The following is a 21,828-nucleotide window of genomic DNA, read 5'->3' as shown; positions in this document are numbered from 1 at the left end:
ATACGATCCGGGATGGCCATGAATAATTTCATGGTGTCCATGAACGTTTTTTCAAAAGGTTTTTGTATATTCGCTACTGATTTGAGAGCCGACAGGCACTCGGATTGGTATTGCATAAGGAGTGTTTCTTTAGTCATAATCAGAAGAGTTGAGAGACTTCTAATTTACTAAAAAACCAGCGAATTATGCAATACTTTTTTACCTTTATTATCAGCAGGTTAGCACATTTTTTTCAGCACATTTCTTCATGCTTAACCATTCGTTTTAGACAACATTTCAATGACCTCTTTAGTGTTTCCGAACCGACTTTTGCCGGTTTTATTGTTTAACTTTTAATTTTTCGGTAAAAATTTACCGAAGTATTGAGATATGGATGAACAAATTAAGCAGATAGCCGAACGCTTGAAAGGTTTGCGCGACGCTTTGGATTTGAGTGTAGAGGAAGTTGCAGCCGACTGTAACTTTACGGTAGAGGAGTACCAGGCTATTGAGTCGGGTGAGTGCGACTTCTCTGTAAGTGTTTTGCAGCGGATAGCACGAAAATACGGTATTACACTAGACGAACTGATGTTTGGTGAAGAACCTAAGATGAAATCTTATTTTCTTACCCGTCGTGGAACAGGTGTATCCGTAGAACGTACTAAGGCATATAAATATCAGTCGCTTGCTTCTGGTTTTAAGGGACGTAAGGCTGATCCGTTTATTGTAACGGTAGGACCGAAGCCGGAAAATACACCGGTATATTTCAATACCCACGAAGGACAGGAGTTCAACCTGGTGATAGAGGGACGTATGCTGTTGAATATCAATGGTAAGGAATTGATATTGAATCCGGGAGACAGCCTGTATTTTGATTCAAGCAAGCCTCACGGAATGTTGGCTCTGGATGGAAAAACTGTAAAATTCCTGGCTGTAGTAATGCAATAACAATACAAACAACTAGTAAAAAACAAGCAAAAGATATATGTTAGAACGATTTATAGATCAAACTAGCTTTACCTCACAAGAGGATTTTATAAAGCGCTTCAAAATAAAAGTGCCCGAAAACTTTAACTTCGGTTATGATGTAGTAGATGCATGGGCTGCCGAGCGTCCGGATAAAAACGCTCTTCTCTGGACAAACGATAAAGGAGAACATATTCAGTTTACTTATGCCGATTTGAAAAAATATACCGATATGACGGCTTCTTACTTCCAGAGTCTGGGTATCGGACATGGCGACAAGGTGATGTTGATTCTGAAACGCCGTTATGAATTCTGGTTCTCTATCATTGCCCTTCACAAGATAGGGGCAGTAGTGATTCCGGCTACCCACCTGCTGACTAAGAAAGATATCGTTTACCGCTGCAAGGCCGCTACTATCAAAATGATTGTTGCTGCGGGAGAAGAAGTCATTACCAAACATATTCTGGATGCAATGCCTGAATGTCCGAGCGTAGAGAAGCTTGTCAGTGTAGGTCCTGAATATCCGGAAGGATTTGAAGATTTCCATAAAGGAATGGAAAGTGCAGCTCCTTTTGTCCGTCCTGAACATGCAAATACCAACGATGATATTATGCTGATGTATTTTACTTCAGGAACTACCGGAGAACCTAAGATGGTGGCACACGATTTTACTTATCCGTTGGGACACATTGCTACCGGAAGTTTCTGGCATAATCTTCATGAAAACAGTCTGCATCTTACTATTGCCGACACCGGATGGGGAAAAGCTGTATGGGGTAAGCTGTATGGACAGATGATTGCCGGAGCAAATATCTTTGTGTACGACCATGAGAAATTTACTCCTGCCGATATCTTGCAGAAGATTCACGATTATCATATTACCTCATTGTGCGCACCTCCTACTATTTACCGCTTCCTGATTCGTGAGGATCTGAGCAAATTTGATTTGTCTTCACTGGAATATTGTACTACGGCGGGAGAAGCATTGAATTACTCTGTTTACGAAACATTCAAGAAAATCACAGGTATCCGCCTGATGGAAGGTTTCGGACAGACAGAAACAGCTCTTACACTTGCTACTTTCCCATGGATGGATCCGAAACCAGGCAGTATGGGTGTTCCTAATCCGCAGTACGATATCGACCTGCTTACACCCGACGGACGTTCGGCCGAAGATGGTGAACAGGGACAAATCGTTGTACGTACCGATAAGGGAAAACCGCTGGGATTGTTTAAAGAGTATTATCGTGATGCAGAACTGACTCGCGAAGCATGGCACGACGGAGTTTATTATACCGGTGACGTCGCATGGCGTGACGAAGATGGTTATTACTGGTTCGTAGGCCGTGCGGATGATGTAATCAAGAGTTCCGGTTATCGTATTGGCCCGTTCGAAGTAGAAAGTGCTTTGATGACCCATCCGGCAGTAGTAGAGTGTGCCATAACAGGTGTACCCGATGAAATTCGCGGTCAGGTAGTAAAAGCTACGATTGTATTGGCAAAGGATTACAAGCAGAAAGCCGGTCCGGAGCTGATAAAGGAATTGCAGGATCATGTAAAACGTGTGACAGCTCCTTACAAATATCCACGTGTTATCGAGTTTGTAGATGAACTTCCGAAGACAATCAGCGGTAAGATTCGTCGTGTAGAAATACGTGCAAAGGATACTAAGTAATATTTGCTGTAAATCTTATATTTTCATGTTCGGGTATTGTTGAGGCCGTTCGTTCGGATGGTTTCGGCAATACCTGATTTGTTTTTAAGGGGTATGGATAGAGAGGATAATCTCTAAGAATTTAGCGGCTTCCTTTAAGGCTTGCTGGTAAAGCCGGGAGGTATTGAAAAAACGTCAGCAAGTTTTGTGGAATATTTGTACGAATTTTACAGAAAACTTCAGCATGTTTTTCTCAAAATATGCTGAAGTTTTTGATATGATATGCTGATAAGTTGTGTGACGGTAAAAATAAAATCGGGCGTTCCTCACGTGAAAGAAACGCCCGATTTTATATTTCTGCAAGTAATGATTACTTCTTGATGCGGTTGTAGCGGCTCATGAACTTATCAACACGTCCTGCAGTGTCTACCAATTTAGACTTACCTGTGTAGAACGGGTGAGAGCTGCTAGAGATTTCCAACTTAACACAAGGATAAGTTTCGCCTTCGAATTCTACTGTGTCTTTTGTTGCACAAGTTGAACGTGACAAGAACATGTCACCGTTTGACATGTCTTTAAATACTACCGGACGGTAGTTTTCAGGATGAATGCCTTTTTTCATTTCAGTATATACTTTTATTGTTATTATTTGCTATATGTGGTAACACTGCAAAATATATAGTGTGTAATGGTCTGTTTCGGGTTGCAAAGATACTGCTTTTCTTTGAAATAGAAAATGATTTGCATAATTTTTTATTTAACTTGCTGTAGTTTTGAAAGATGACCACTGGCTGCATTGTTCTGTTATTATATAATATAAGGTGTAAGAAGCTGGCGGATGGCCAAAAAAATGGATGTTGATTTTCTGGAAGAGAAAGCAGAATGAGTCTGTAAAATTTGTAATATACACTTTACATCCAATGCTTTTTAAGTGAAATGACCGATGATTTAGGTCAAAATGTTCATGAGTGGAGCACTTTTTTCATGCAATGAAAGGAAGATTTGTTACAATTCTTTGTAACTTTGCCTATGGAATTTAATCACTAACAATTATAAAATTTACAACAATGGTTAATTACAAAGAATTAGGCTTGGTAAACACTAGAGATATGTTTGCCAGAGCAATCAAAGGTGGATACGCTATCCCTGCATTCAACTTCAATAATATGGAACAGTTGCAGGCTATCATCAAAGCAGCTGTTGAAACAAAATCTCCGGTTATTCTTCAGGTATCTAAAGGTGCTCGTAACTATGCAAACCAGACTTTGTTGCGTTACATGGCAGAAGGTGCTGTAGCTTACGCTAAAGAATTAGGCTGCGAACATCCTGAAATCGTTCTTCACCTTGACCACGGAGATTCATTCGAATTGTGCAAATCTTGCATCGACTTAGGTTTCTCTTCAGTTATGATCGACGGTTCTCACTTGCCATACGAAGAAAACGTAGCTTTGACTAAGAAAGTTGTTGAATACGCTCATCAGTTCGATGTAACAGTAGAAGGCGAACTTGGTGTATTGGCTGGTGTAGAAGATGAAGTTTGCGCTGAACACCACACTTATACTAACCCTGAAGAAGTTATCGACTTCGCTACTCGTACAGGTTGCGATTCTTTGGCTATCTCAATCGGTACTTCTCACGGTGCTTACAAGTTCAAACCAGAACAGTGCCACGTTGATCCAGCTACAGGTCGTTTGGTTCCTCCTCCTTTGGCATTCGAAGTATTGGATGCAGTTATGGAAAAACTTCCTGGATTTCCTATCGTTCTTCACGGATCTTCTTCAGTTCCTCAGGAAGAAGTTGATACTATCAACAAGTTCGGTGGTAAATTGGATGCTGCAATCGGTATTCCTGAAGAAGAATTGCGTAAAGCTGCTAAATCAGCTGTTTGCAAGATCAACATCGACTCTGACTCTCGTTTGGCAATGACTGCTGCTATCCGTCAGGTATTTGCTGAAAAACCAGCAGAATTCGACCCACGTAAATATCTTGGTCCTGCTCGTGATAACATGGAAAAGATGTACAAGCATAAAATCTTGAACGTATTGGGTTCAGACGGTAAATTGGCTCAGTGCTAATGACAAGCAGATAATAAAGACTTTATACACCTAAATTATAATAACGAAGCAGCTTCTCCGTGGTGGAGAGGCTGCTTTTATTTTTTTGTATGAGATGCTGATAGAGCTGGACAGAGTATGTTTTGGCCGGTTGGCTTCATGTCTGTTGCCTGAAGTCTGTGGGGCATAAAAAATAACGCAGAACTTATCTTTATGATAGTTCTGCGTTTTTGTTATGATTTTGCTTCTTTTGGAAGTTATCTTGCTGCAAAGAATAATGAATTGTTTTGAGCTGCTCTCGCAACTGACATACCCATCATATCAGGAGTAACGGTCATCGGAGTGCCGTCTTTCTGCTTAAATGTAATAGTGCCGTCTTCATTCATGGTTATCAGTTCGAATGTCTGTCCGTCGGCAACGGCGTTCCATGTACGTTTTTCTTTGTTGTAAACCAAATCTAAAGGTTTGTCTTCTTCACCTTTCTTGATGATGGTATAGCCATCGGCATTTGTACGTACCAGGTATTCTCCGTTTTCTCCTTGTACTGTCTTTTCGGTGCCTACCTGTGCTATAGGGTTAGAACCTGACCAGAATTCAATAGAGTTCAAAACCAGTACATCGGCAAAATAAGCAACTTCGTACACCGGAACGATGTGGAAAGCCAAAAATACGATTTCGTTTACAAATTTATTGCCAAGTCCTTGATTCCAATCTTTCAATTTGCTCCACAGTCCGAAAGAACCGATGCAGGAAGAAAATAATAGGCTTCCGCTCATTATGGCGCAGAGAACCGTAAGTTTTGTTTTTTTCATGGTTGATTTTATTAGTTGGTAAATTAAAATTGTAATGAACCTTGCACGCGTTTTACTTATATAATGTGTGTTACGTTCTGTTACAAAGTTAGAATATATTTTGAAAAATGAAATAGAAACGATGAAAAAAAACGTATCTTTGTCGCATTTTTAAGAAATATATAAAAAATAGATAAAAAATAGATGAAAGAACAGAATCTTAAAAAACTGAATGATTCCCGGGCTATTCGCTGGGGAGCGCTGGCAATTGTTGCCTTCACGATGATGGCGGCATATTATGTGAACGATGTGGTTGCACCGCTGAAGACGATGCTTGAAACCGATTTGAAGTGGGATAGTAGTGAGTTCGGACTTTTTACCGGAGCTTATAGCTTCCTGAATGTTTTCTTTTTGATGCTGATATGGGGTGGGCTGATTCTTGACCGTTTTGGTATTCGGTTTACCGGAAAGCTGGCTACTATTCTGATGGTATTGGGTACAGGACTGGAGTATTATGCTATGACGGGTATGGCAGATGCTACAGGCACAATTTTGGGATATAAAGTAAGCGTGTTTGTTGCATCGGCTGGTTATTCTGTCTTTGGTGTAGGAGCTGAAGTAGCAGGTATCACAGTAACGAAGATGATTGCCAAATGGTTCCGCGGAAAAGAAATGGCAACAGCCATGGGAGTACAGGTTGCGCTGGCACGTGTAGGTTCGCAGGCCGCTTATGCAGTTGCTATTCCGATGGCACGTGCGTACGAGATTACAACTCCGGTGCTGGTAGGTCTGATCTGTCTGATCGGTGGATTGATAGCTTTCTTTGCTTTCTCTGTTCTTGATAAGAAACTGGATCGCCAGATTGAAGCTGAAGTTGATAATTCTCCGGAAGAAAAATTCTCATTCAAGGATGTTGCCAAGATTCTTTCTAATCCGGGATTCTGGCTGATAGCCTTGCTTTGCGTATTGTTTTACTCATGCGTATTCCCGTTCCAGAAATTTGCTTCCGAGCTGATGATCAGTAAATATGGTATTGATGAAAGTGTTGCCGGATTCTTTGCCGGACTTCCTGCTTTAGGAGCTTTGTTCCTTACTCCGGTGTTTGGTGGTATGGTAGACAAGCGAGGAAAAGCTGCTTCTATCATGATGCTTGGTGCGGCTATGCTGATTGCTGTACACTGTATATATGCGTTGCCTTTCATTACAAGCTCTTGGATTGCTATTGTATTGATGATTGCGCTGGGTATTGCCTTCTCGCTGGTACCTTCTGCTATGTGGCCTTCGGTTGCTAAAATATTCCCTGCTCACCAGTTGGGTACTGCGTATGCGTTGATATTCTTTATTCAGAATATCGGATTGTGGGGAATACCGACATTGATTGGTATCGTATTGGATAAGTATTGCGTGGTAGGAAAGGCAAATGGAGCTAATCTGTATGACTATACATTACCGATGTGTATATTTACAGGTATCGCAGTATTGTCGTTGATTATTGCTTTCGCTTTGAAGGTAGCCGACAAGAAATTTGGATATAAGCTGGAAGAAGCTAATATCAAGTAACGATCAGGGTAGTTAACAGACTGAAATAAATAAAACCGGCAGGATTTCTGAATGAACAGAATCCTGCCGGTTTTATTTATTTCAGGATAACGACTGCTAGTTAGTCTTTATCTATTTTCAGAATTGCTCCGGTTTCGGGGTTAAACACTACTCGTGTGTTTATTTTCTTGTTGAAAAGCTCATTTACCAAAACCTCTGTAGAACCAAACTGAGTAATAGGAAGGTCTTTTTCGAAATATTTTTTTCCTTGGTAGCTTACAGAAACATTTCCTTTGCCCGGAATGTTATAGATAGCTCCCTCTGGTTTCTTTTTCTTCTTGCTGTCATCGGTCGGAGCTGGTATAGGAGCTGTACTGCTCATGCTGATATATATAGGATCACCAGCCAGATTGTCGGTAGACAAGGCTCCTAACAGGCGTGAGAAACGCAATACGATTTTATCTTTTGTATTGTCTTCCGGAGTAACAAGTAAGGTAAATACCTTGTCTTCGCGATCGGTTGTTCCGGCGAACATTTGTGTAAGTGCCTTTTCCTGTTTGTCAAGATTGTCCATTATCAGCTTGAGTGAAGCTCCGTCTTTAGGCATGGTGTCAGCTTGTCCTCGCAAGATCAAATTCTTGCTTTCGCGGATATTGTAAATTTCCTTAGCTGTCAGTTCCGCCATTTTCGCTGTCGAACCTGCCATCAGGATCTCTTCTGTCATGTACTTGCGTGTACTTTCATGTGGAAGAGATTTCTCCAGTTCGTATCCTTGCTGCTGTTCGTATTCTTTAGGAAAAGTGGTATTTATAGCCTTGGCTATCCCGTTTTCTGTCAGCTCAATATTTGATAAGGTGCTTTTATCTTTCAGCTTGATGATATATGCTTTTGTAGAATCGGGAACTCCGATAGAGCGAACATCAATCTGTTTGATTTTCCAGTATGTTTCCGGTTGAGGATTTACATTGTTCATGCGCAGGTAACGATTGGCATATTGGCATAGCTCTCCCGGTTGATAGCTTATGCGTGTGGCTATAATATTTACTTCCAGAGCTGTTTTAGGCAGAAAGTATACGATGCCTTCGTCTGTGCCCGGTGTGTATATATTTACATCCTGTGCTGCAATGTGTGTTGAGCATGCCAACAATCCCAATGCAATAATCGTTCTGTTCATAATGGTTTGTTATTTAGTTTCTGTAATGTTTTTCCATGCTTCGGGTAGGGCTTCAATGATATCGCCTGCTGTCAGGCTGATTTCTCCTACACGGTTGCGGGCAATATCACCTGCCAGACCATGTACGTATACGGCTATACGGCAAGCGTTTTCCTGTGAATATCCTTGCGACAGCAGGGCGAGGATGATACCGGTCAGTACGTCACCACTTCCTCCTGTTGCCATACCCGGATTACCTGTCTGATTGAAGTAGTAGTTGCCTTCGGGGGTAATAACTACAGTGTAAGCTCCTTTCAGTACAATGTAACATTGCAGATAGGCAGAAAGCTCTTTGGCTTTGGTCAGACGTTCGAAACTGTTGTTGCATCTTCCGATAATACGTTCCAGTTCTCCGATATGCGGTGTCAGGATTGTCCGTTTCGGAATCCGGTTCAGGTAATTACGGTGTGTACTGAATACGTTCAGTGCGTCAGCGTCGAGAACCAGAGGAATGAAACATTCTTTCAGCTGGTCGAATGTAGCGAGTGCGGTTTCTTCTTCCTGACCGATTCCCGGACCGATAGCCAGTGCCTGGAAGTTATCCAAGTCTACGGGCTCGGCAAAATAGAGTTCGTGTACATCGTTTTGTACCATTGCTTCGGGTACACTGGTCTGTACAATGTCATGGTTGCGGACAGGAGTATGAACTGTCAGTAAGCCTATACCCGAACGCAGACATGCACGGGCCGCTAATATGGAAGCTCCTGCCATACCGTATGAGCCGGCAATCAGCAGGCCGTGTCCGAAATTGCCTTTATGTGCGAAACGGCTGCGAGGCTTGATCAGCTGGCGTATTTCATTTGCTTCAGTGATGAAGTACGGAGTAGAGGCTTCTTCTATGAAGTTTTTGCTGATGCCTATATCCAGTACTTTCCATTCGCCTACGATGTCTTCATTTTCGGCAAACAGGAAAGACAGTTTCGGCAACTGGATACTTAATGTCAGGTCAGCCCGTATGATGTTCTGGCGGATATTGTTTGAGTTGTCTTCTCCCATCAATCCGGAAGGCAGGTCGATGGATACAACCGTAGCTTGTGAAGCATTGATGTATTTCACTACCGATGCGAATCCACCACTTAACGGTTTGTTCAGTCCTGAACCGAAAAGTCCGTCTATCACGATGTCATCTTTTGTCAGCTGAGGTGGGTCGAAGCTGTTACTGATTTCGTGATAGTTAGGGAATCCGCATTCTTGCAGGCGCTGTACATTCTTCATGCAATCGTCCGACAAGACTCCGGTGATATTGAACAGATATACTTCTACTGTATAATTTTTCAGGAACAGCATGCGTGCTACGGCAACGGCATCTCCTCCGTTGTTTCCAGAGCCTGCAAATATGATTATTCGGTGAGATTTATCCCAACGACGGCAAATTTCATCAGTTAGCAGCGAGGCTGCTTTTTCCATCAGATTGATGGAAAGTATGTTTTCTTGGGTGATTGTATATGCGTCCGCCTGTTTTTGCTGAGTGCAACTAAGTATTTTCATCTTTTTTCTAAATAGCTATTTGTCGGTAAAAGTACGAAAAAAGTATAGAAGTTTGAGGGATAATTCGTATTTTTGTCCCAATTTTATAAACTTATATATTATGAGTGTAATTCAGATCAAAGATAAACGCTTTAAGACTTTTATTCCTGAGGAGCAAATAATGAAGGAAGTGGCTCGTGTAGCAGATGAAATCAATCGTGATTTGCCGGGAACCAATCCGCTTTTCATAAGTGTGTTGAATGGTTCATTCATGTTTACGGCTGATCTGATGAAGCACTTGACTATGCCTTGTGAGGTTTCTTTCGTAAAACTGGCTTCGTATGAAGGTACTTCTTCTACCGGTAAAGTGAAAGAACTGGTTGGTTTGGGTGATGATATCACGGGACGTACAGTGGTGATTGTAGAAGATATTGTCGATACGGGACTGACTATGAAGCAGCTGGTAGAAACATTGCGTGCCCGCGGTCCGAAAGACATTAAAATTGCTACATTGCTGGTTAAGCCGGATAAGCTGAAGGTTGAGCTTGACATTAACTATGTGGCAATGAACATTCCTAATGACTTTATCGTAGGATATGGACTTGACTACGACGGACTGGGACGAAACTATCGTGATATTTATACTGTGATAGAATAATTATTCATAATTAAAATAAAAGGTAATAAAGATGTTGAACATTGTAATTTTCGGCGCACCGGGTTCAGGTAAAGGAACTCAGAGTGCTCGTATCGTAGAGAAATATGGTTTGAACCACATCTCTACTGGTGACGTTTTGCGTGCAGAAATCAAGAATGGTACAGAACTGGGTAAAACTGCCAAAGGATATATCGATAACGGTCAGTTGATTCCAGATGCTTTGATGATAGATATCCTGGCTAGCGTATTCGATAGCTTCAAGGATAGCAAAGGTGTTATTTTCGATGGTTTTCCACGTACAATCGCTCAGGCAGAAGCTTTGAAAGAAATGTTGAAAGTACGCGGTCAGGAAGTTTCTATCATGCTTGACCTGGAAGTTCCGGAAGATGAACTGATGACTCGTCTGATCAAACGTGGACAGGAATCTGGTCGTGCTGACGATAATGAAGAAACTATCAAGAAACGTTTGGTAGTTTATCATTCTCAGACTGCTCCTCTGATTGACTGGTACAAGAATGATGGCAAATATTGCCACATCAATGGCTTGGGTTCTATGGATGGTATCTTTGCAGATATTTGCTCTGCTATCGATAAACTCTAATTGAAGATATGAAAAACGGAGAATGAGAAAACTTCCGTTTGGAGGTTTCTCGTTCTCTTTTTTGTAACAGACAGTGCAATCTCGATTGCATTAAGTAAAACCGTCAGACAGGCGGTTGACTCATTTAATTTTTCAAAGAAATATTATGGCTGAATCGAATTTTGTTGATTATGTAAAAATCTACTGCCGCTCCGGTAAGGGAGGGCGCGGATCGGTACACATGCGCCGTGAAAAGTATATGCCCAACGGAGGTCCTGACGGTGGCGACGGTGGTAGAGGAGGTCATGTTATCTTGCGGGGAAACCGCAATTACTGGACTTTGCTACACCTGAAGTACGAGCGTCACGTGTTTGCTGAACATGGTGGTAATGGCTCGAAGAACAAAAGTTTCGGTAAAGATGGTGCAGACAAGGTTATTGAAGTGCCGTGCGGTACTGTCGTTTACAATGCAGAAACAGGCGAATATGTATGCGATATTACTGACGACGGACAAGAAGTCATTCTGCTGAAAGGTGGTCGTGGAGGCTTAGGAAACTGGCATTTCCGTACGGCAACCCGTCAGGCTCCACGCTTTGCACAGCCTGGTGAGCCGATGCAGGAAATGACTGTTATTTTGGAATTGAAACTATTGGCAGATGTTGGTCTGGTCGGTTTTCCGAATGCCGGAAAATCCACTCTTCTATCTACAGTTTCGGCTGCGCGTCCGAAAATAGCCAATTATCCGTTTACTACACTGGAACCGAACCTGGGTATCGTTTCTTATCGTGAAGGCAAGTCTTTTGTGATGGCAGATATACCGGGTATTATAGAAGGTGCAAGTGAAGGTAAGGGGCTCGGACTTCGTTTCCTGCGGCATATTGAACGTAACTCGTTGTTGCTCTTTATGGTTCCCGGTGATGCTGATGATATTCGCCGTGAATATGATATCTTGCTGAACGAGCTGGCTAAGTTCAATCCGGAGATGCTTGACAAGCAGCGGGTACTTGCTATCACTAAATGTGATATGCTGGATGAAGAGCTGATAGAAATGCTGACACCTACATTGCCTGAAAATATACCTTATGTATTTATTTCTTCTGTTGCCAATATCGGAATTCAGCAGTTGAAAGATATATTGTGGGAGGAATTGAATAAAGACAGTAACCGCCTGGAAGGACTTCGTCAGGCGTCTATTGTGCATCGTGCAAAAGATGTTACTAAGCTTCAGCAGGAATTGAAGGATATGGGTGAAGATGAAGACTTCGATTTCGAATATGAAGATGCTGACGACGATGAAGATTTCGACTACGAATACGAGGAAATAGATTGGGACGACGAACCACAGAAGTAATGATTCACTATTCAGAAGATAAAAGAATGTTGGAGTATGGTTTAATGAAATCGTACCCCGGCATTTTTTGTTTCTCTACAACTCGCCACGGAGGATATAGTACAGGAGAATATGCTTCGTTTAATTGCAACAACTATTGCGGCGATGTTATGGAGAACATATTGAAAAACAGAAGTCTGCTGTGCTCTTTATTACCTGGTACAGAGAAAGAACTGGTTATTCCACATCAGGTACATCGTGCAGAGGTTCGGGTTGTTGATAGAGAATTCTGTAAACAGCCGGAGAGTTTGCGGGCTTCTTTGCTGGAAGGTGTGGATGCGTTGGTTACTGACGTTCCTGGCAAGTGTATCTGTGTGTCGACTGCCGATTGTGTTCCGGTAATGTGTTTCGATACAAAGCAGGGTGTGGTTGCTGCCATACATGCAGGATGGAGAGGTACGGTAGCACGTATCATAACCGAAACGTTGCAGGTAATGAACCGTACGTATGGAACACAGGGGAAGGATGTTGTAGCCTGTATAGGTCCTAGCATATCACTGGAAGCTTTTGAGGTAGGTGATGAGGTCTATACTTGCTTCGAACAGCAGGGATTCGATATGCAGCGTATAGCATCGCGTCAGGAAAAGTGGCATATTGATTTGTGGGAAGCAAACCGTATGCAGCTGCTTGATTTTGGTGTACTCCCATCAAATATAGAGCTAAGTGGTATTTGTACGTGGAAAGAAAATGCCGATTTTTTCTCGGCACGCAGGCAAGGTATAGCTTCGGGACGTATTTTGTCAGGCATTATGTTGAAATCGGTTTAATCCTGACTTATATTTGTCTGGAGGCTTTTGTTTTTAGAAATAATAAATCAGTATACAATGAAGAATTTAGTGATAGAAGTATCTGAAGAGCTGAAACAGGCTTGGCCGCAGTTTCGGGGAGCAGCTGTTTTTGCAACTGTAAAAAATACTGCCTATAATGAGGAATTGTGGAAACGTATTGACGAGTTTACTGTGTTATACCGTTCTAAATATACCACCGACTCCATCAAAGAAATGCCGGCCATTCAGGCAACCCGGCAGGCTTATAAAAAATGTGGAAAAGATCCCAGTCGCTATCGTCCTTCTTCAGAAGCCTTGTGTCGCCGTATATTGAGGGGTATTCCTTTGTATCAGATAGATACCCTGGTCGATTTGATTAATCTGGCTTCCATATACAGTGGACATTCCATTGGCGGATTTGATCTGGATAAAATACAAGGTGACCGTCTGGTATTAGGTATAGGAAAAGCGGGAGAACCTTACGAAGGAATAGGCCGAGGAGAACTGAATATCGAAGGCATGCCTGTATATCGTGATGCTGTAGGTGGTGTAGGTACTCCTACCAGCGATAACGAACGGACCAAAATAAGCGAAGGTACTACACACCTGCTTGCTATAATGAATGGATATAGTGGAAGCGAAGGACTGGAAGAAAATGTAACTTATATGGTCGATTTACTAAAAGAATTTGCTGAGGCTCAGGAAGTGAAAATTGTATATTTCGAATGATGAAACTAAGAATACACGTCGTTTTATTGCTTTTGGGATGGATAGGGTGTATGTCATTGATGTATGCGTCCGATCCGATTGTACGATCTTTTTCGGTAATGGAGCGTAATCACATTCGTGTAAAGACTCCGGAGCTTTTTGCAAACGGAAATAGTTTTGAGATTCATCTGGAAAACTTGTCCGATTCGATGTGGTGTTTCCCTCTTCCGAAAGGAAAGGTTATATCGGCATACGGTGCTCGTAGAGGACATAGTGGTTCGGATATTAAAACCTGTGCCAACGATACTATCCGTTGTGTCTTCGATGGTGTTGTGCGTATGGCTAAACATTATGGTGGATATGGCAAAGTGATAGTTGTACGCCATGACAATGGAATCGAAACCATTTATAGTCATAATTCAAAGAATATGGTGGCAGCGGGAGATACTGTAAAGGCTGGCCAACCTATTGCCCTAACGGGACGTACAGGGCGGGCTACAACCGAACATTTGCATTTTGAGATCAGAATAAATGGACAGCACCTTAATCCGGGACTTCTTTTTGATATGAAAACCGGTAACTTGCTGAAGCGCACACTGGTCTGTACAAAGACTGGAAATCATGTGAGATTAGTTCCTAAAAAATAAATTAAGAATCAATTTAGAAAATCATTGTATGGATATAGAAAAGATATTGACCGAAGGAATTGTCTTTAAAGGCAGCAAGCCTTCTACCGCTAAAAAAGAAGATAAGGTAAAGACAAAGGCAAAGAAGAAAACGTATATCACCGGATTGCATGGCTCAGGCTCTGCAAAGATGAAAGCTGAATACCGTCGTCGACGTGCTAACCGTCATAAGAATGGATAAAACTAAGAAAACGGAAACTTGACATATTATTTAATAACTAACTAATTTATGTAATTATGAAAAAGATTTTAATGATTGTAGTTGTAATGATGGCCGCTTTGTCATCATATGCACAGGAGATGTATTTGGGTGGTGGTATCAGCCTTTGGAGAGACTGTGATGCCGATGTAACCTCATTCTCTATCTCACCCGATTTTGGCTATAATTTGAATGAGCGTTGGGCTGTAGGTGGCGAAGTTGTTTTTTCTCATGAAGGAACACATTATGATGTGGGAGATGAAAAGGTTTCGTCTCATATTAACAGTTTTGCCATAGCTCCATATGCTCGTTATTCTTTCTATGAAAATAAGATAGTACGTCTGTTTATAGATATGGGAATGGGCTTCTCTACATCAAAACCTAAGCATGGAGATTCTGTAAATGGATTTGAAATAGGTTTGAAACCAGGGCTCGCTATTAAGTTGAATGATAGCTTCAGCTTCATTACCAAAGTAGGTTTTGCCGGTTATCGTGATGATTATTTCAGAGGAGCTGATGGCTTTGGTGTTACTTTGGATGGAGAAAATATCTCAATCGGTATCGATTATGAGTTTTAATCAGAACGGTTGAATAAAATTCTATGAATATACTGAAAGCCTCTCGCATGAACTAGCATGCGGGAGGCTTTTTTATTGTATTATAAAAACAGACAGATGTAAAAATGTCGGATATTTTAGCCATTATCGTTGTTTTTCAATTCTTTTTCCCTTCTTTTGATTGCAATATTTAGTTATATTCCTATATTTGTTTTTAGGAGTTTGCACTGAATCCTTTATTGGGATGCGCTGCTGGCAGAATAGATGTGATTTCTTAACAAAAAAGTCTGAAATATGAAAAAACTGTATCTTTTAGTGTTGTGTATGATATCGGCTATGCTTGTTAATGCTCAAGCACCGGTATGGAACGTGAAAGTTGGTTTGGGGGCCTCTTCATGGATGGGAGATGGATTCGGGTCTGCAAAAGCTTTGTTTAATCAGCGGATAGGTGTAGGTGTAGATATCCCTCTTACAGGTTGGGTGTCTTTTCAGACTGGTCTTAACTGGACTTCCAAAGGTGCAAAATATTCATTGGTAAACGATACCAAACAAACCGTTAATCAGAATTATTTTGAAATGCCGTTATTGGCAGCTTTCCATATCGGAACCCCAAAGAATTTTGATGTGATTATTTCTGGAGGTGGATATATTGGTTGTGGAATAGTGGGTAAAACCGAACAGAAAGCAGATGATGTTACTTCATCGTGGGGTACGTTTAATGATGCGTGTGTGGGAGATATCAAAATCTGGGACGGTCTCCGTCGTTTCGATGCAGGTATACAGGCTGGTATAAATTTGGATTTCCGTCATTATATTGTAGGTGTAGAAGGTGAATTCGGATTGGCCCGTATGTGGGAAAAAGGACCTCGCAACTTGGGAATCTTTGCAACTTTTGGATATAAATTTTAGGTACTTATAAAAATAAAAGGAGCGGACAGCTATAGGGGGGAATGAAGACCTTATGCTGTCCGCTTATTGTTTTTAATATTCTATGGACTGTGCAATTAATGATGGAAGAGACGGATACCTGTAAATGCCATAGCTATGCCATATTTATCGCATGTAGCTATTACATGGTCATCACGCACTGAACCACCAGCTTGTGCAATGTATTCTACTCCGCTCTTGTGGGCACGTTCTATGTTATCACCGAAGGGGAAGAAAGCATCCGATCCCAAAGCCACACCTTTCAGTGTATCCAGCCATGCACGTTTTTCTTCGCGAGTCAGCACTTCCGGCTTTTCTGTAAAGAACTGCTGCCATACACCGTCGGCAAGTACGTCATCGTGTTCATCGCTGATATAGACATCGATTGTATTATCACGGTCGGCACGGCGTATTTTTTCAACCCAAGGCAGATTCAATACTTTCGGGTGCTGGCGTAGATACCAGATATCAGCTTTATTTCCTGCAAGACGAGTACAGTGAATACGGCTCTGCTGTCCGGCTCCGATACCGATAGCTTGTCCGTCTTTTACATAACATACAGAGTTCGACTGTGTATATTTTAATGTAATCAGTGCAATCATCAAGTCGCGGCGTGCTGATTCCGGGAAATTCTTGTTTTGAGTAGGAATGTTTGCGAATAAATCGTCGCCGTTCAGTTTGATTTCATTACGTCCTTGTTCGAAAGTGATTCCGAATACATCTTTACGTTCTATCGGAGCAGGGCGATATTCCGGATCTATCTTGATAACATTATATGTTCCTTTACGTTTATTCTTCAGAATTTCCAGTGCTTCGTCTGTATATCCCGGAGCAATGACTCCGTCAGAAACTTCGCGGTTGATAAAACGTGCTGTAGCTTCGTCGCATACATCACTCAGCGCAATGAAGTCGCCGTAAGACGACATACGGTCAGCACCACGCGCACGAATATACGCATTTGCCAAAGGAGAAAGAGGAAGGTTGTCTACGAAATAAATTTTCTTCATTGTATCATCCAGCTCCAGCCCGATAGCTGCTCCTGCAGGGCTGACATGCTTGAATGATGTTGCAGCCGGCAGGCCGGTAGCTTCTTTCAGTTCTTTTACTAACTGCCATCCATTCAGGGCATCCAGAAAATTGATATATCCGGGACGTCCGTTCAATACCTCAATTGGCAGCTCTCCTTCTTGCATAAAGATACGTGCCGGTTTCTGGTTAGGATTACAGCCGTACTTCAATTCGAGTTCTTTTGCCATAATTTATATGTTTATAGTTGCTTGTCTACAAAAATACAGAATATTTTCGGCTTATTGAAAAAACTTTTTACCTTTGTGGCGCATTGGTTCAAGAGATTATCTGTTTTTAGAAGATAATCTGGTGATTAAAAGGGAATCAGGTGAGAGTCCTGAACAGTCCCGCTGCTGTAAATTCCATATTATATAAATGTCGCAAACAGTCGTTCAGACCACTGGAGAAATGTTTGTTTCCGGGAAGGTAGTTTGCGACTAGGAATAAGTCAGAAGACCTGCCATGCATATTTCTTCACAGCTTTCGAGGAAAAAGCGTGGGATGACTTTTCGGTGCATATTCTATCTGTTCACCCCATTGCTTTATTTTTCGCAGGCAATGCAAAGGCTGTTCCTTTGCTGTTACATTAAGTATTGAGAAAATATGAAGTATATTGTATGTAGTTGGATGATGCTGATTGGATGTGCCGTTCAATGTTATGGCAGTCAGGAAATAGATACAACGAAAGTCTATTCCATACCGGAGGTTGTGGTTTCCGACCGCTACCAGACGCGTGAAGTTCGTTCGGCTGTTCCTCTTCAGATCTTTTCTCACGAAGAGCTGAAAAACCTGAATGTGATGCAGGTATCCGATGCTGTCAAACACTTCTCTGGTGTGACAGTGAAAGATTATGGAGGAATAGGAGGACTGAAAACAGTTTCTATACGCAGTCTGGGAGCACAGCATACAGTAGTGGGATACGATGGAATAGCTGTTACCGACTGTCAGACCGGACAGGTGGATATCGGTCGCTTTTCATTGGAAAATGTAGACCGTCTGATGTTAAGCAACGGGCAAAGTGACCAGATTTTTCAGCCTGCACGTTTTTTCGCTTCAGCTGGAATTTTGAATATCCAGACACTTACTCCTGTTTTTCAGAATAACAAGTCTGTTAATCTGAACGCATCTGTGAAATCGGGTTCATGGGGACTGGTGAATCCTTCAGTTTTGTATGAACAGAAACTGGGTGAAAAATGGGCATTGACAGCAGATGCGGAATGGATGTCATCCGATGGGCATTATCCTTATACATTATATTACGGCGAGGAAGGTGATCAGTCGAGTCGTGAAAAACGCAAGAATACGGAAGTGCAGACATTCCGTGCCGAGGCAGGTCTGTTCGGTAATTTTTCTGATACGGAACAATGGAAGCTGAAAGCTTATTATTGTCAGTCGTTACGCGGGCTTCCCAATGCAACAACTTTGTACTACGATTATTCCTCACAACATTTGTGGGATAAAAATATTTTCATCCAGAGCCAGTATAAAAAAGAGTTCAGCCGTAAATGGGTGTTTCAGGCTTCGGGCAAATGGAACTGGACCTACCAGCATTATCTGGACCCAGATTATAAAGGAACTACCGGACAAAGTGAGAACAGTTATTTTCAGCAGGAATATTATCTTTCTACGGCAGTGTTGTTCCGGGCGCTGGACTGTCTTTCTTTTTCTCTTTCAACCGACGGAATCGTTAACCGTATGAACTGCGACTTGAAAGATTTTGCCAAGCCAGTGCGTTACTCATGGCTTACTGCGCTGGCTGGGAAATATGTCAACGACTGGATGACGCTTTCAGCTTCTGTTTTGTCTACAGTTATTTATGAAGATGTAGCAAAAGGCAACAGTGCCGGGGGACACCGGAAACTTTCTCCGTATGCCAGTGTATCATTTAAGCCATTTGCTTCAGAGGAGTTTCGTATCCGTTTCTTTTATAAAGATATTTTCCGCTTGCCGAGTTTTAATGATTTGTATTACGGACAGACCGGTAATATTCGTCTGAAGCCGGAAAATGCCAGCCAGCTGAATGTCGGACTGACATATAGTAAACGCATTTCTGACTGGCTTCCTTATGTATCGGCAACAGTGGATGCTTATTCCAACCGGATAACCGACAAGATAGTAGCGATACCGACCAAGAACCTGTTTATCTGGAGTATGGTAAATCTGGGCAAAGTCGATATAAAAGGAATAGACTTTACAGCAAGTGTTAGTGTACAGCCGGCAGAAAAATATGTGTTGAGCCTATCGGGTAATTACACTTATCAGCGTGCGCTGGATGTTACGAACTCAGATCCTTCTACTCTTGAAGGAAAAACGTATAAGCATCAGATAGCCTATACACCGCGTGTGTCAGGTTCCGGACAGGCAGTACTCGAAACACCGTGGGTAGACTTGTCGTATTCCATGCTGTTTTCCGGCAAACGCTATGCGTTGGGACAGAATATAGCCAAGAACAGGCTGGACGGATATACTGATCATAGCGTTTCTGTACGTCGGGGGTTCCGTTGGAAAAAGACAAACCTCTCGCTGGCACTTGAGATGCTGAATCTGGCAGATAAAAATTATGAAATAGTGAAAAACTTTCCGATGCCCGGACGGTCTTTCCGGATAACAGTCGGAGTGAAATATTGATGAATATGAGGAAACTGGTAGTTATTATATATTCGTTGGTTTTGCTGTTTGCCGGTTGCGATGATTTGGAAGACAAGCCTTATACACCCGGTGAAGCAAATGGGGTAGTCGAAGACTATGGAACGGCAGAAATGTATATCTTGAATGAAGGGTTGTTTAATTTGAACAACAGTACACTGGCAAGATATTCCTTCCTGACGAATAGCTGTTCGTATGATTATTTCCGTGCGCTGAATCATCGCGGATTGGGAGATACCGCTAACGACATGGATATTTACGGTAGTAAATTATATGTTGTGGTAAATGTTTCCAGTACAGTAGAGGTAATAGACCTTCAGTCTGGGCTTTCCGTAAAGCAGATTCCGATGCTGACCGATAATGGCAGTTCCCGTCAGCCTCGTGCCATTACTTTTGATTCGGGAAAAGCTTATGTCTGTTCGTATGATGGAACCGTAGCTCGTATCGATACTGCTTCTCTGGAGATAGACGGAGTTGCGGAAGTCGGACGTAATCCGGAAGATCTTTGTGCGCAGGATGGAAAACTTTATGTGTCCAATTCAGGTGGATTAGACTGGGCTGGAGTGGGAGTTGACCGTACGGTATCTGTTGTCGACCTGTCAACTTTTGCAGAAACGAAAAAAATTGAAGTCGGTCCTAATCCGGGAAAGATACTTGCCGGTCCCGATCATAGTGTATGGGTAGCTACACAAGGAGAACAGATAGAGCAGGGTGACTATAAACTGGTAAAAATAAACTCACAGTCGGATGTTGTAGAAAAAGTTTATGACGAACCGGTAATGGATTTTGCTTTCGATTATAATATCGCCTACCTTTATAATTACGATTATTCGACCGGACAGGCTGCATTCAAGGTGTTCGATCTTACTTCAGGTACGGTGTTACGGAGTCAGTTTATTACCGATGGAACAAATATAGAACGCCCGTTCTCCATTCAGGTAAATCCTTATAGCAGCAATGTGTATATAACCGAAGCGTACAATTATCAGGTAGATGGTGATTTGTTATGCTTTACTCCTGAAGGTACACTTATGTTTCGCCTGAGTGGAATCGGGTTAAATCCGAATACCGTGCTGTTCCGTGATGAGGCTGCCGGTGTAGATACTCCGGATAATCCCGATGAATCGGATGAAATGGCTGCTTATGCCGATAAAGTGTTCGATTATGTTCCGGCTCCTACACAATATATGAATACGGTTACGACTGCTTATGCTGAGGGCTTTACAACCAAGCAACAGGTACTGGACTATGCTGCCGAACGACTTCGGAAAAAATCATTGTTGTCGTTAGGGGCATACGGGGGCTATATTGTGTTAGGCTTTTCTCAACCCGTGCCAAATGTTCCGGGAGAATACGATTTTAAAATTTACGGTAATGCCAACTATAATCCGAACGCTTGGCAGGACCGTCCTGGTGGTAGTGCAGAACCGGGTATTGTACTAGTTTCGAAAGATGAAAACAGTAATGGGCTGCCCGATGATGAATGGTACGAACTGGCCGGCAGTGAGTATGAAACAGATACCGAAATACGTGATTATGAGATTACTTATTATCGCCCTGTACCTGAAAATGCTGATGTGCGTTGGACAGATAATCAGGGAAATGAAGGGTATGTGTATCGGAATACTTTTCATCAGCAGTCATCGTATTATCCGCTTTGGGAAGAGAGTGATTGCCTGATTTTCCGTGGAACACGCCTGAAAGATAATGCGGTTCAAGAAAACGGAGTGTGGGTAGGTTATGCTTACGACTGGGGATATGCCGATAATCATCCCAACAGTACGGAGATGTCGAAGTTTAAGATAGATTGGGCTGTAGATGCTCAAGGTAATAAAGTCGCTCTCGATCAGATTGATTTTGTGAAGATATATACGGCTGTCAATCAGTATTGTACTCAGATAGGAGAACTTTCGACAGAGATTACCGGAGTGGAGAATTTACATTATGAGAAATAATCAGTAAACTATATTTTAATCATT

20 protein-coding genes and 1 riboswitch are annotated in these 21,828 nt (G+C 42.1%); of the genes, 15 read left to right on the top strand and 5 right to left on the bottom strand.

Translation table 11 applies throughout. The annotated features are described in order from the left end of the window. Positions 1-369 precede the first annotated feature (369 nt). Together BACCOP_RS16330 and BACCOP_RS16325 are read left to right on the top strand one after the other, a co-directional pair. Complete coding sequence (locus BACCOP_RS16330; RefSeq protein WP_007571103.1) at positions 370-927, top strand: helix-turn-helix domain-containing protein; 558 nt, start codon at positions 370-372, stop codon at positions 925-927. A gap of 37 nt (positions 928-964) precedes the next feature. After that, entirely contained in the window at positions 965-2,620 is a 1,656-nt protein-coding gene (locus BACCOP_RS16325) for an AMP-binding protein (RefSeq protein ID WP_007571101.1), read from the top strand. Positions 2,621-2,969: 349 nt separating this feature from the next. On the opposite strand, the gene BACCOP_RS16320 is transcribed toward BACCOP_RS16325, so the two are convergent. Next, positions 2,970-3,221, bottom strand: coding sequence for a type B 50S ribosomal protein L31 (locus BACCOP_RS16320; protein WP_007571099.1), 252 nt, complete (start codon positions 3,219-3,221; stop codon positions 2,970-2,972). A gap of 445 nt (positions 3,222-3,666) precedes the next feature. On the opposite strand from BACCOP_RS16320, the gene BACCOP_RS16315 reads away from it, so the two are divergent. Then, positions 3,667-4,674, top strand: a complete 1,008-nt coding sequence (locus BACCOP_RS16315; protein ID WP_007571096.1) for a class II fructose-bisphosphate aldolase — start codon at positions 3,667-3,669, stop codon at positions 4,672-4,674. A 236-nt stretch (positions 4,675-4,910) separates the two neighbouring features. Here the strand turns inward: BACCOP_RS16315 and BACCOP_RS16310 are convergent, their stop codons facing one another. After that, positions 4,911-5,465, bottom strand: coding sequence for a DUF3332 domain-containing protein (locus tag BACCOP_RS16310; RefSeq protein ID WP_007571094.1), 555 nt, complete (start codon positions 5,463-5,465; stop codon positions 4,911-4,913). A 183-nt stretch (positions 5,466-5,648) separates the two neighbouring features. On the opposite strand from BACCOP_RS16310, the gene BACCOP_RS16305 reads away from it, so the two are divergent. Then, a complete protein-coding gene (locus BACCOP_RS16305) occupies positions 5,649-7,004 on the top strand; it encodes an MFS transporter (RefSeq protein ID WP_007571092.1) in 1,356 nt (451 codons plus the stop codon). Between the two features lie 100 nt (positions 7,005-7,104). On the opposite strand, the gene BACCOP_RS16300 is transcribed toward BACCOP_RS16305, so the two are convergent. Both BACCOP_RS16300 and BACCOP_RS16295 read right to left on the bottom strand, forming a co-directional pair. Then, positions 7,105-8,157 carry a DUF4831 family protein gene (locus tag BACCOP_RS16300; RefSeq protein WP_007571090.1) on the bottom strand — a complete coding sequence of 351 codons (1,053 nt, stop codon included), beginning with the start codon at positions 8,155-8,157 and terminating at the stop codon, positions 7,105-7,107. Positions 8,158-8,166: 9 nt separating this feature from the next. Then, on the bottom strand, positions 8,167-9,684 hold the full coding sequence (locus BACCOP_RS16295; RefSeq protein ID WP_007571088.1) for a bifunctional ADP-dependent NAD(P)H-hydrate dehydratase/NAD(P)H-hydrate epimerase: 1,518 nt from the start codon (positions 9,682-9,684) through the stop codon (positions 8,167-8,169). Positions 9,685-9,784: 100 nt separating this feature from the next. On the opposite strand from BACCOP_RS16295, the gene hpt reads away from it, so the two are divergent. The 9 genes from hpt (at position 9,785) to BACCOP_RS16250 (ending at position 16,117) form a co-directional block, all read left to right on the top strand. Then, positions 9,785-10,321: a hypoxanthine phosphoribosyltransferase gene (gene hpt, locus BACCOP_RS16290; RefSeq protein WP_007571086.1), complete on the top strand. Its 537-nt coding sequence runs from the start codon at positions 9,785-9,787 to the stop codon at positions 10,319-10,321. A 31-nt stretch (positions 10,322-10,352) separates the two neighbouring features. After that, a complete protein-coding gene (locus BACCOP_RS16285; protein ID WP_007571084.1) occupies positions 10,353-10,922 on the top strand; it encodes an adenylate kinase in 570 nt (189 codons plus the stop codon). 145 nt (positions 10,923-11,067) lie between these two features. Then, entirely contained in the window at positions 11,068-12,252 is a 1,185-nt protein-coding gene (gene obgE / locus BACCOP_RS16280) for a GTPase ObgE (RefSeq protein ID WP_007571082.1), read from the top strand. Further along, positions 12,252-13,058, top strand: coding sequence for a peptidoglycan editing factor PgeF (gene pgeF, locus BACCOP_RS16275; protein WP_007571081.1), 807 nt, complete (start codon positions 12,252-12,254; stop codon positions 13,056-13,058). The genes obgE and pgeF overlap by 1 nt, the downstream gene beginning before the upstream one ends. Positions 13,059-13,115: 57 nt before the next feature. Next, positions 13,116-13,787 (top strand): B3/B4 domain-containing protein, encoded by a 672-nt coding sequence (locus BACCOP_RS16270; protein WP_007571080.1) that lies wholly within the window; start codon positions 13,116-13,118, stop codon positions 13,785-13,787. Between the two features lie 50 nt (positions 13,788-13,837). After that, a complete protein-coding gene (locus BACCOP_RS16265) occupies positions 13,838-14,413 on the top strand; it encodes a M23 family metallopeptidase (protein WP_227994785.1) in 576 nt (191 codons plus the stop codon). Positions 14,414-14,441: 28 nt separating this feature from the next. Continuing rightward, complete coding sequence (locus tag BACCOP_RS16260) at positions 14,442-14,633, top strand: hypothetical protein (protein WP_007571078.1); 192 nt, start codon at positions 14,442-14,444, stop codon at positions 14,631-14,633. A 56-nt stretch (positions 14,634-14,689) separates the two neighbouring features. Beyond that, complete coding sequence (locus BACCOP_RS16255; RefSeq protein WP_007571077.1) at positions 14,690-15,229, top strand: outer membrane beta-barrel protein; 540 nt, start codon at positions 14,690-14,692, stop codon at positions 15,227-15,229. Between the two features lie 273 nt (positions 15,230-15,502). Further along, the gene (locus tag BACCOP_RS16250) at positions 15,503-16,117 is read left to right on the top strand and encodes a porin family protein (RefSeq protein ID WP_007571075.1); all 615 of its coding nucleotides are present in this window, start codon (positions 15,503-15,505) and stop codon (positions 16,115-16,117) included. Positions 16,118-16,212: 95 nt separating this feature from the next. Here BACCOP_RS16250 and BACCOP_RS16245 read toward each other — a convergent pair whose 3' ends face one another. After that, positions 16,213-17,391: a phosphoribosylaminoimidazolecarboxamide formyltransferase gene (locus tag BACCOP_RS16245; protein ID WP_007571073.1), complete on the bottom strand. Its 1,179-nt coding sequence runs from the start codon at positions 17,389-17,391 to the stop codon at positions 16,213-16,215. A gap of 67 nt (positions 17,392-17,458) precedes the next feature. Continuing rightward, positions 17,459-17,681: riboswitch (cobalamin riboswitch) on the top strand. Between the two features lie 149 nt (positions 17,682-17,830). Here BACCOP_RS16245 and BACCOP_RS16240 point away from each other — a divergent pair. Both BACCOP_RS16240 and BACCOP_RS16235 read left to right on the top strand, forming a co-directional pair. Next, on the top strand, positions 17,831-19,831 hold the full coding sequence (locus BACCOP_RS16240) for a TonB-dependent receptor plug domain-containing protein (protein ID WP_050756987.1): 2,001 nt from the start codon (positions 17,831-17,833) through the stop codon (positions 19,829-19,831). Beyond that, positions 19,831-21,804: a YncE family protein gene (locus BACCOP_RS16235; protein WP_007571068.1), complete on the top strand. Its 1,974-nt coding sequence runs from the start codon at positions 19,831-19,833 to the stop codon at positions 21,802-21,804. Before BACCOP_RS16240 ends, BACCOP_RS16235 begins: the two co-directional genes overlap by 1 nt. The last annotated feature ends 24 nt before the right edge of the window (positions 21,805-21,828 follow it).

Source organism: Phocaeicola coprocola DSM 17136, from assembly GCF_000154845.1.
Taxonomy (GTDB): Bacteria; Bacteroidota; Bacteroidia; order Bacteroidales; family Bacteroidaceae; genus Phocaeicola; species Phocaeicola coprocola.
This window is presented reverse-complemented; position numbering and strand designations above follow the sequence as displayed.

What these genes read in the sequence shown, in the direction of transcription:
- BACCOP_RS16330 (WP_007571103.1), top strand. Translation starts at nt 370, where the DNA reads ATGGATGAACAAATTAAGCAGATAGCCGAACGCTTGAAAGGTTTGCGC.
- BACCOP_RS16325 (WP_007571101.1), top strand. Translation starts at nt 965, where the DNA reads ATGTTAGAACGATTTATAGATCAAACTAGCTTTACCTCACAAGAGGAT.
- BACCOP_RS16320 (WP_007571099.1), bottom strand. Translation starts at nt 3,221, where the DNA reads ATGAAAAAAGGCATTCATCCTGAAAACTACCGTCCGGTAGTATTTAAA.
- BACCOP_RS16315 (WP_007571096.1), top strand. Translation starts at nt 3,667, where the DNA reads ATGGTTAATTACAAAGAATTAGGCTTGGTAAACACTAGAGATATGTTT.
- BACCOP_RS16310 (WP_007571094.1), bottom strand. Translation starts at nt 5,465, where the DNA reads ATGAAAAAAACAAAACTTACGGTTCTCTGCGCCATAATGAGCGGAAGC.
- BACCOP_RS16305 (WP_007571092.1), top strand. Translation starts at nt 5,649, where the DNA reads ATGAAAGAACAGAATCTTAAAAAACTGAATGATTCCCGGGCTATTCGC.
- BACCOP_RS16300 (WP_007571090.1), bottom strand. Translation starts at nt 8,157, where the DNA reads ATGAACAGAACGATTATTGCATTGGGATTGTTGGCATGCTCAACACAC.
- BACCOP_RS16295 (WP_007571088.1), bottom strand. Translation starts at nt 9,684, where the DNA reads ATGAAAATACTTAGTTGCACTCAGCAAAAACAGGCGGACGCATATACA.
- hpt (WP_007571086.1), top strand. Translation starts at nt 9,785, where the DNA reads ATGAGTGTAATTCAGATCAAAGATAAACGCTTTAAGACTTTTATTCCT.
- BACCOP_RS16285 (WP_007571084.1), top strand. Translation starts at nt 10,353, where the DNA reads ATGTTGAACATTGTAATTTTCGGCGCACCGGGTTCAGGTAAAGGAACT.
- obgE (WP_007571082.1), top strand. Translation starts at nt 11,068, where the DNA reads ATGGCTGAATCGAATTTTGTTGATTATGTAAAAATCTACTGCCGCTCC.
- pgeF (WP_007571081.1), top strand. Translation starts at nt 12,252, where the DNA reads ATGATTCACTATTCAGAAGATAAAAGAATGTTGGAGTATGGTTTAATG.
- BACCOP_RS16270 (WP_007571080.1), top strand. Translation starts at nt 13,116, where the DNA reads ATGAAGAATTTAGTGATAGAAGTATCTGAAGAGCTGAAACAGGCTTGG.
- BACCOP_RS16265 (WP_227994785.1), top strand. Translation starts at nt 13,838, where the DNA reads ATGTCATTGATGTATGCGTCCGATCCGATTGTACGATCTTTTTCGGTA.
- BACCOP_RS16260 (WP_007571078.1), top strand. Translation starts at nt 14,442, where the DNA reads ATGGATATAGAAAAGATATTGACCGAAGGAATTGTCTTTAAAGGCAGC.
- BACCOP_RS16255 (WP_007571077.1), top strand. Translation starts at nt 14,690, where the DNA reads ATGAAAAAGATTTTAATGATTGTAGTTGTAATGATGGCCGCTTTGTCA.
- BACCOP_RS16250 (WP_007571075.1), top strand. Translation starts at nt 15,503, where the DNA reads ATGAAAAAACTGTATCTTTTAGTGTTGTGTATGATATCGGCTATGCTT.
- BACCOP_RS16245 (WP_007571073.1), bottom strand. Translation starts at nt 17,391, where the DNA reads ATGGCAAAAGAACTCGAATTGAAGTACGGCTGTAATCCTAACCAGAAA.
- BACCOP_RS16240 (WP_050756987.1), top strand. Translation starts at nt 17,831, where the DNA reads ATGATGCTGATTGGATGTGCCGTTCAATGTTATGGCAGTCAGGAAATA.
- BACCOP_RS16235 (WP_007571068.1), top strand. Translation starts at nt 19,831, where the DNA reads ATGAATATGAGGAAACTGGTAGTTATTATATATTCGTTGGTTTTGCTG.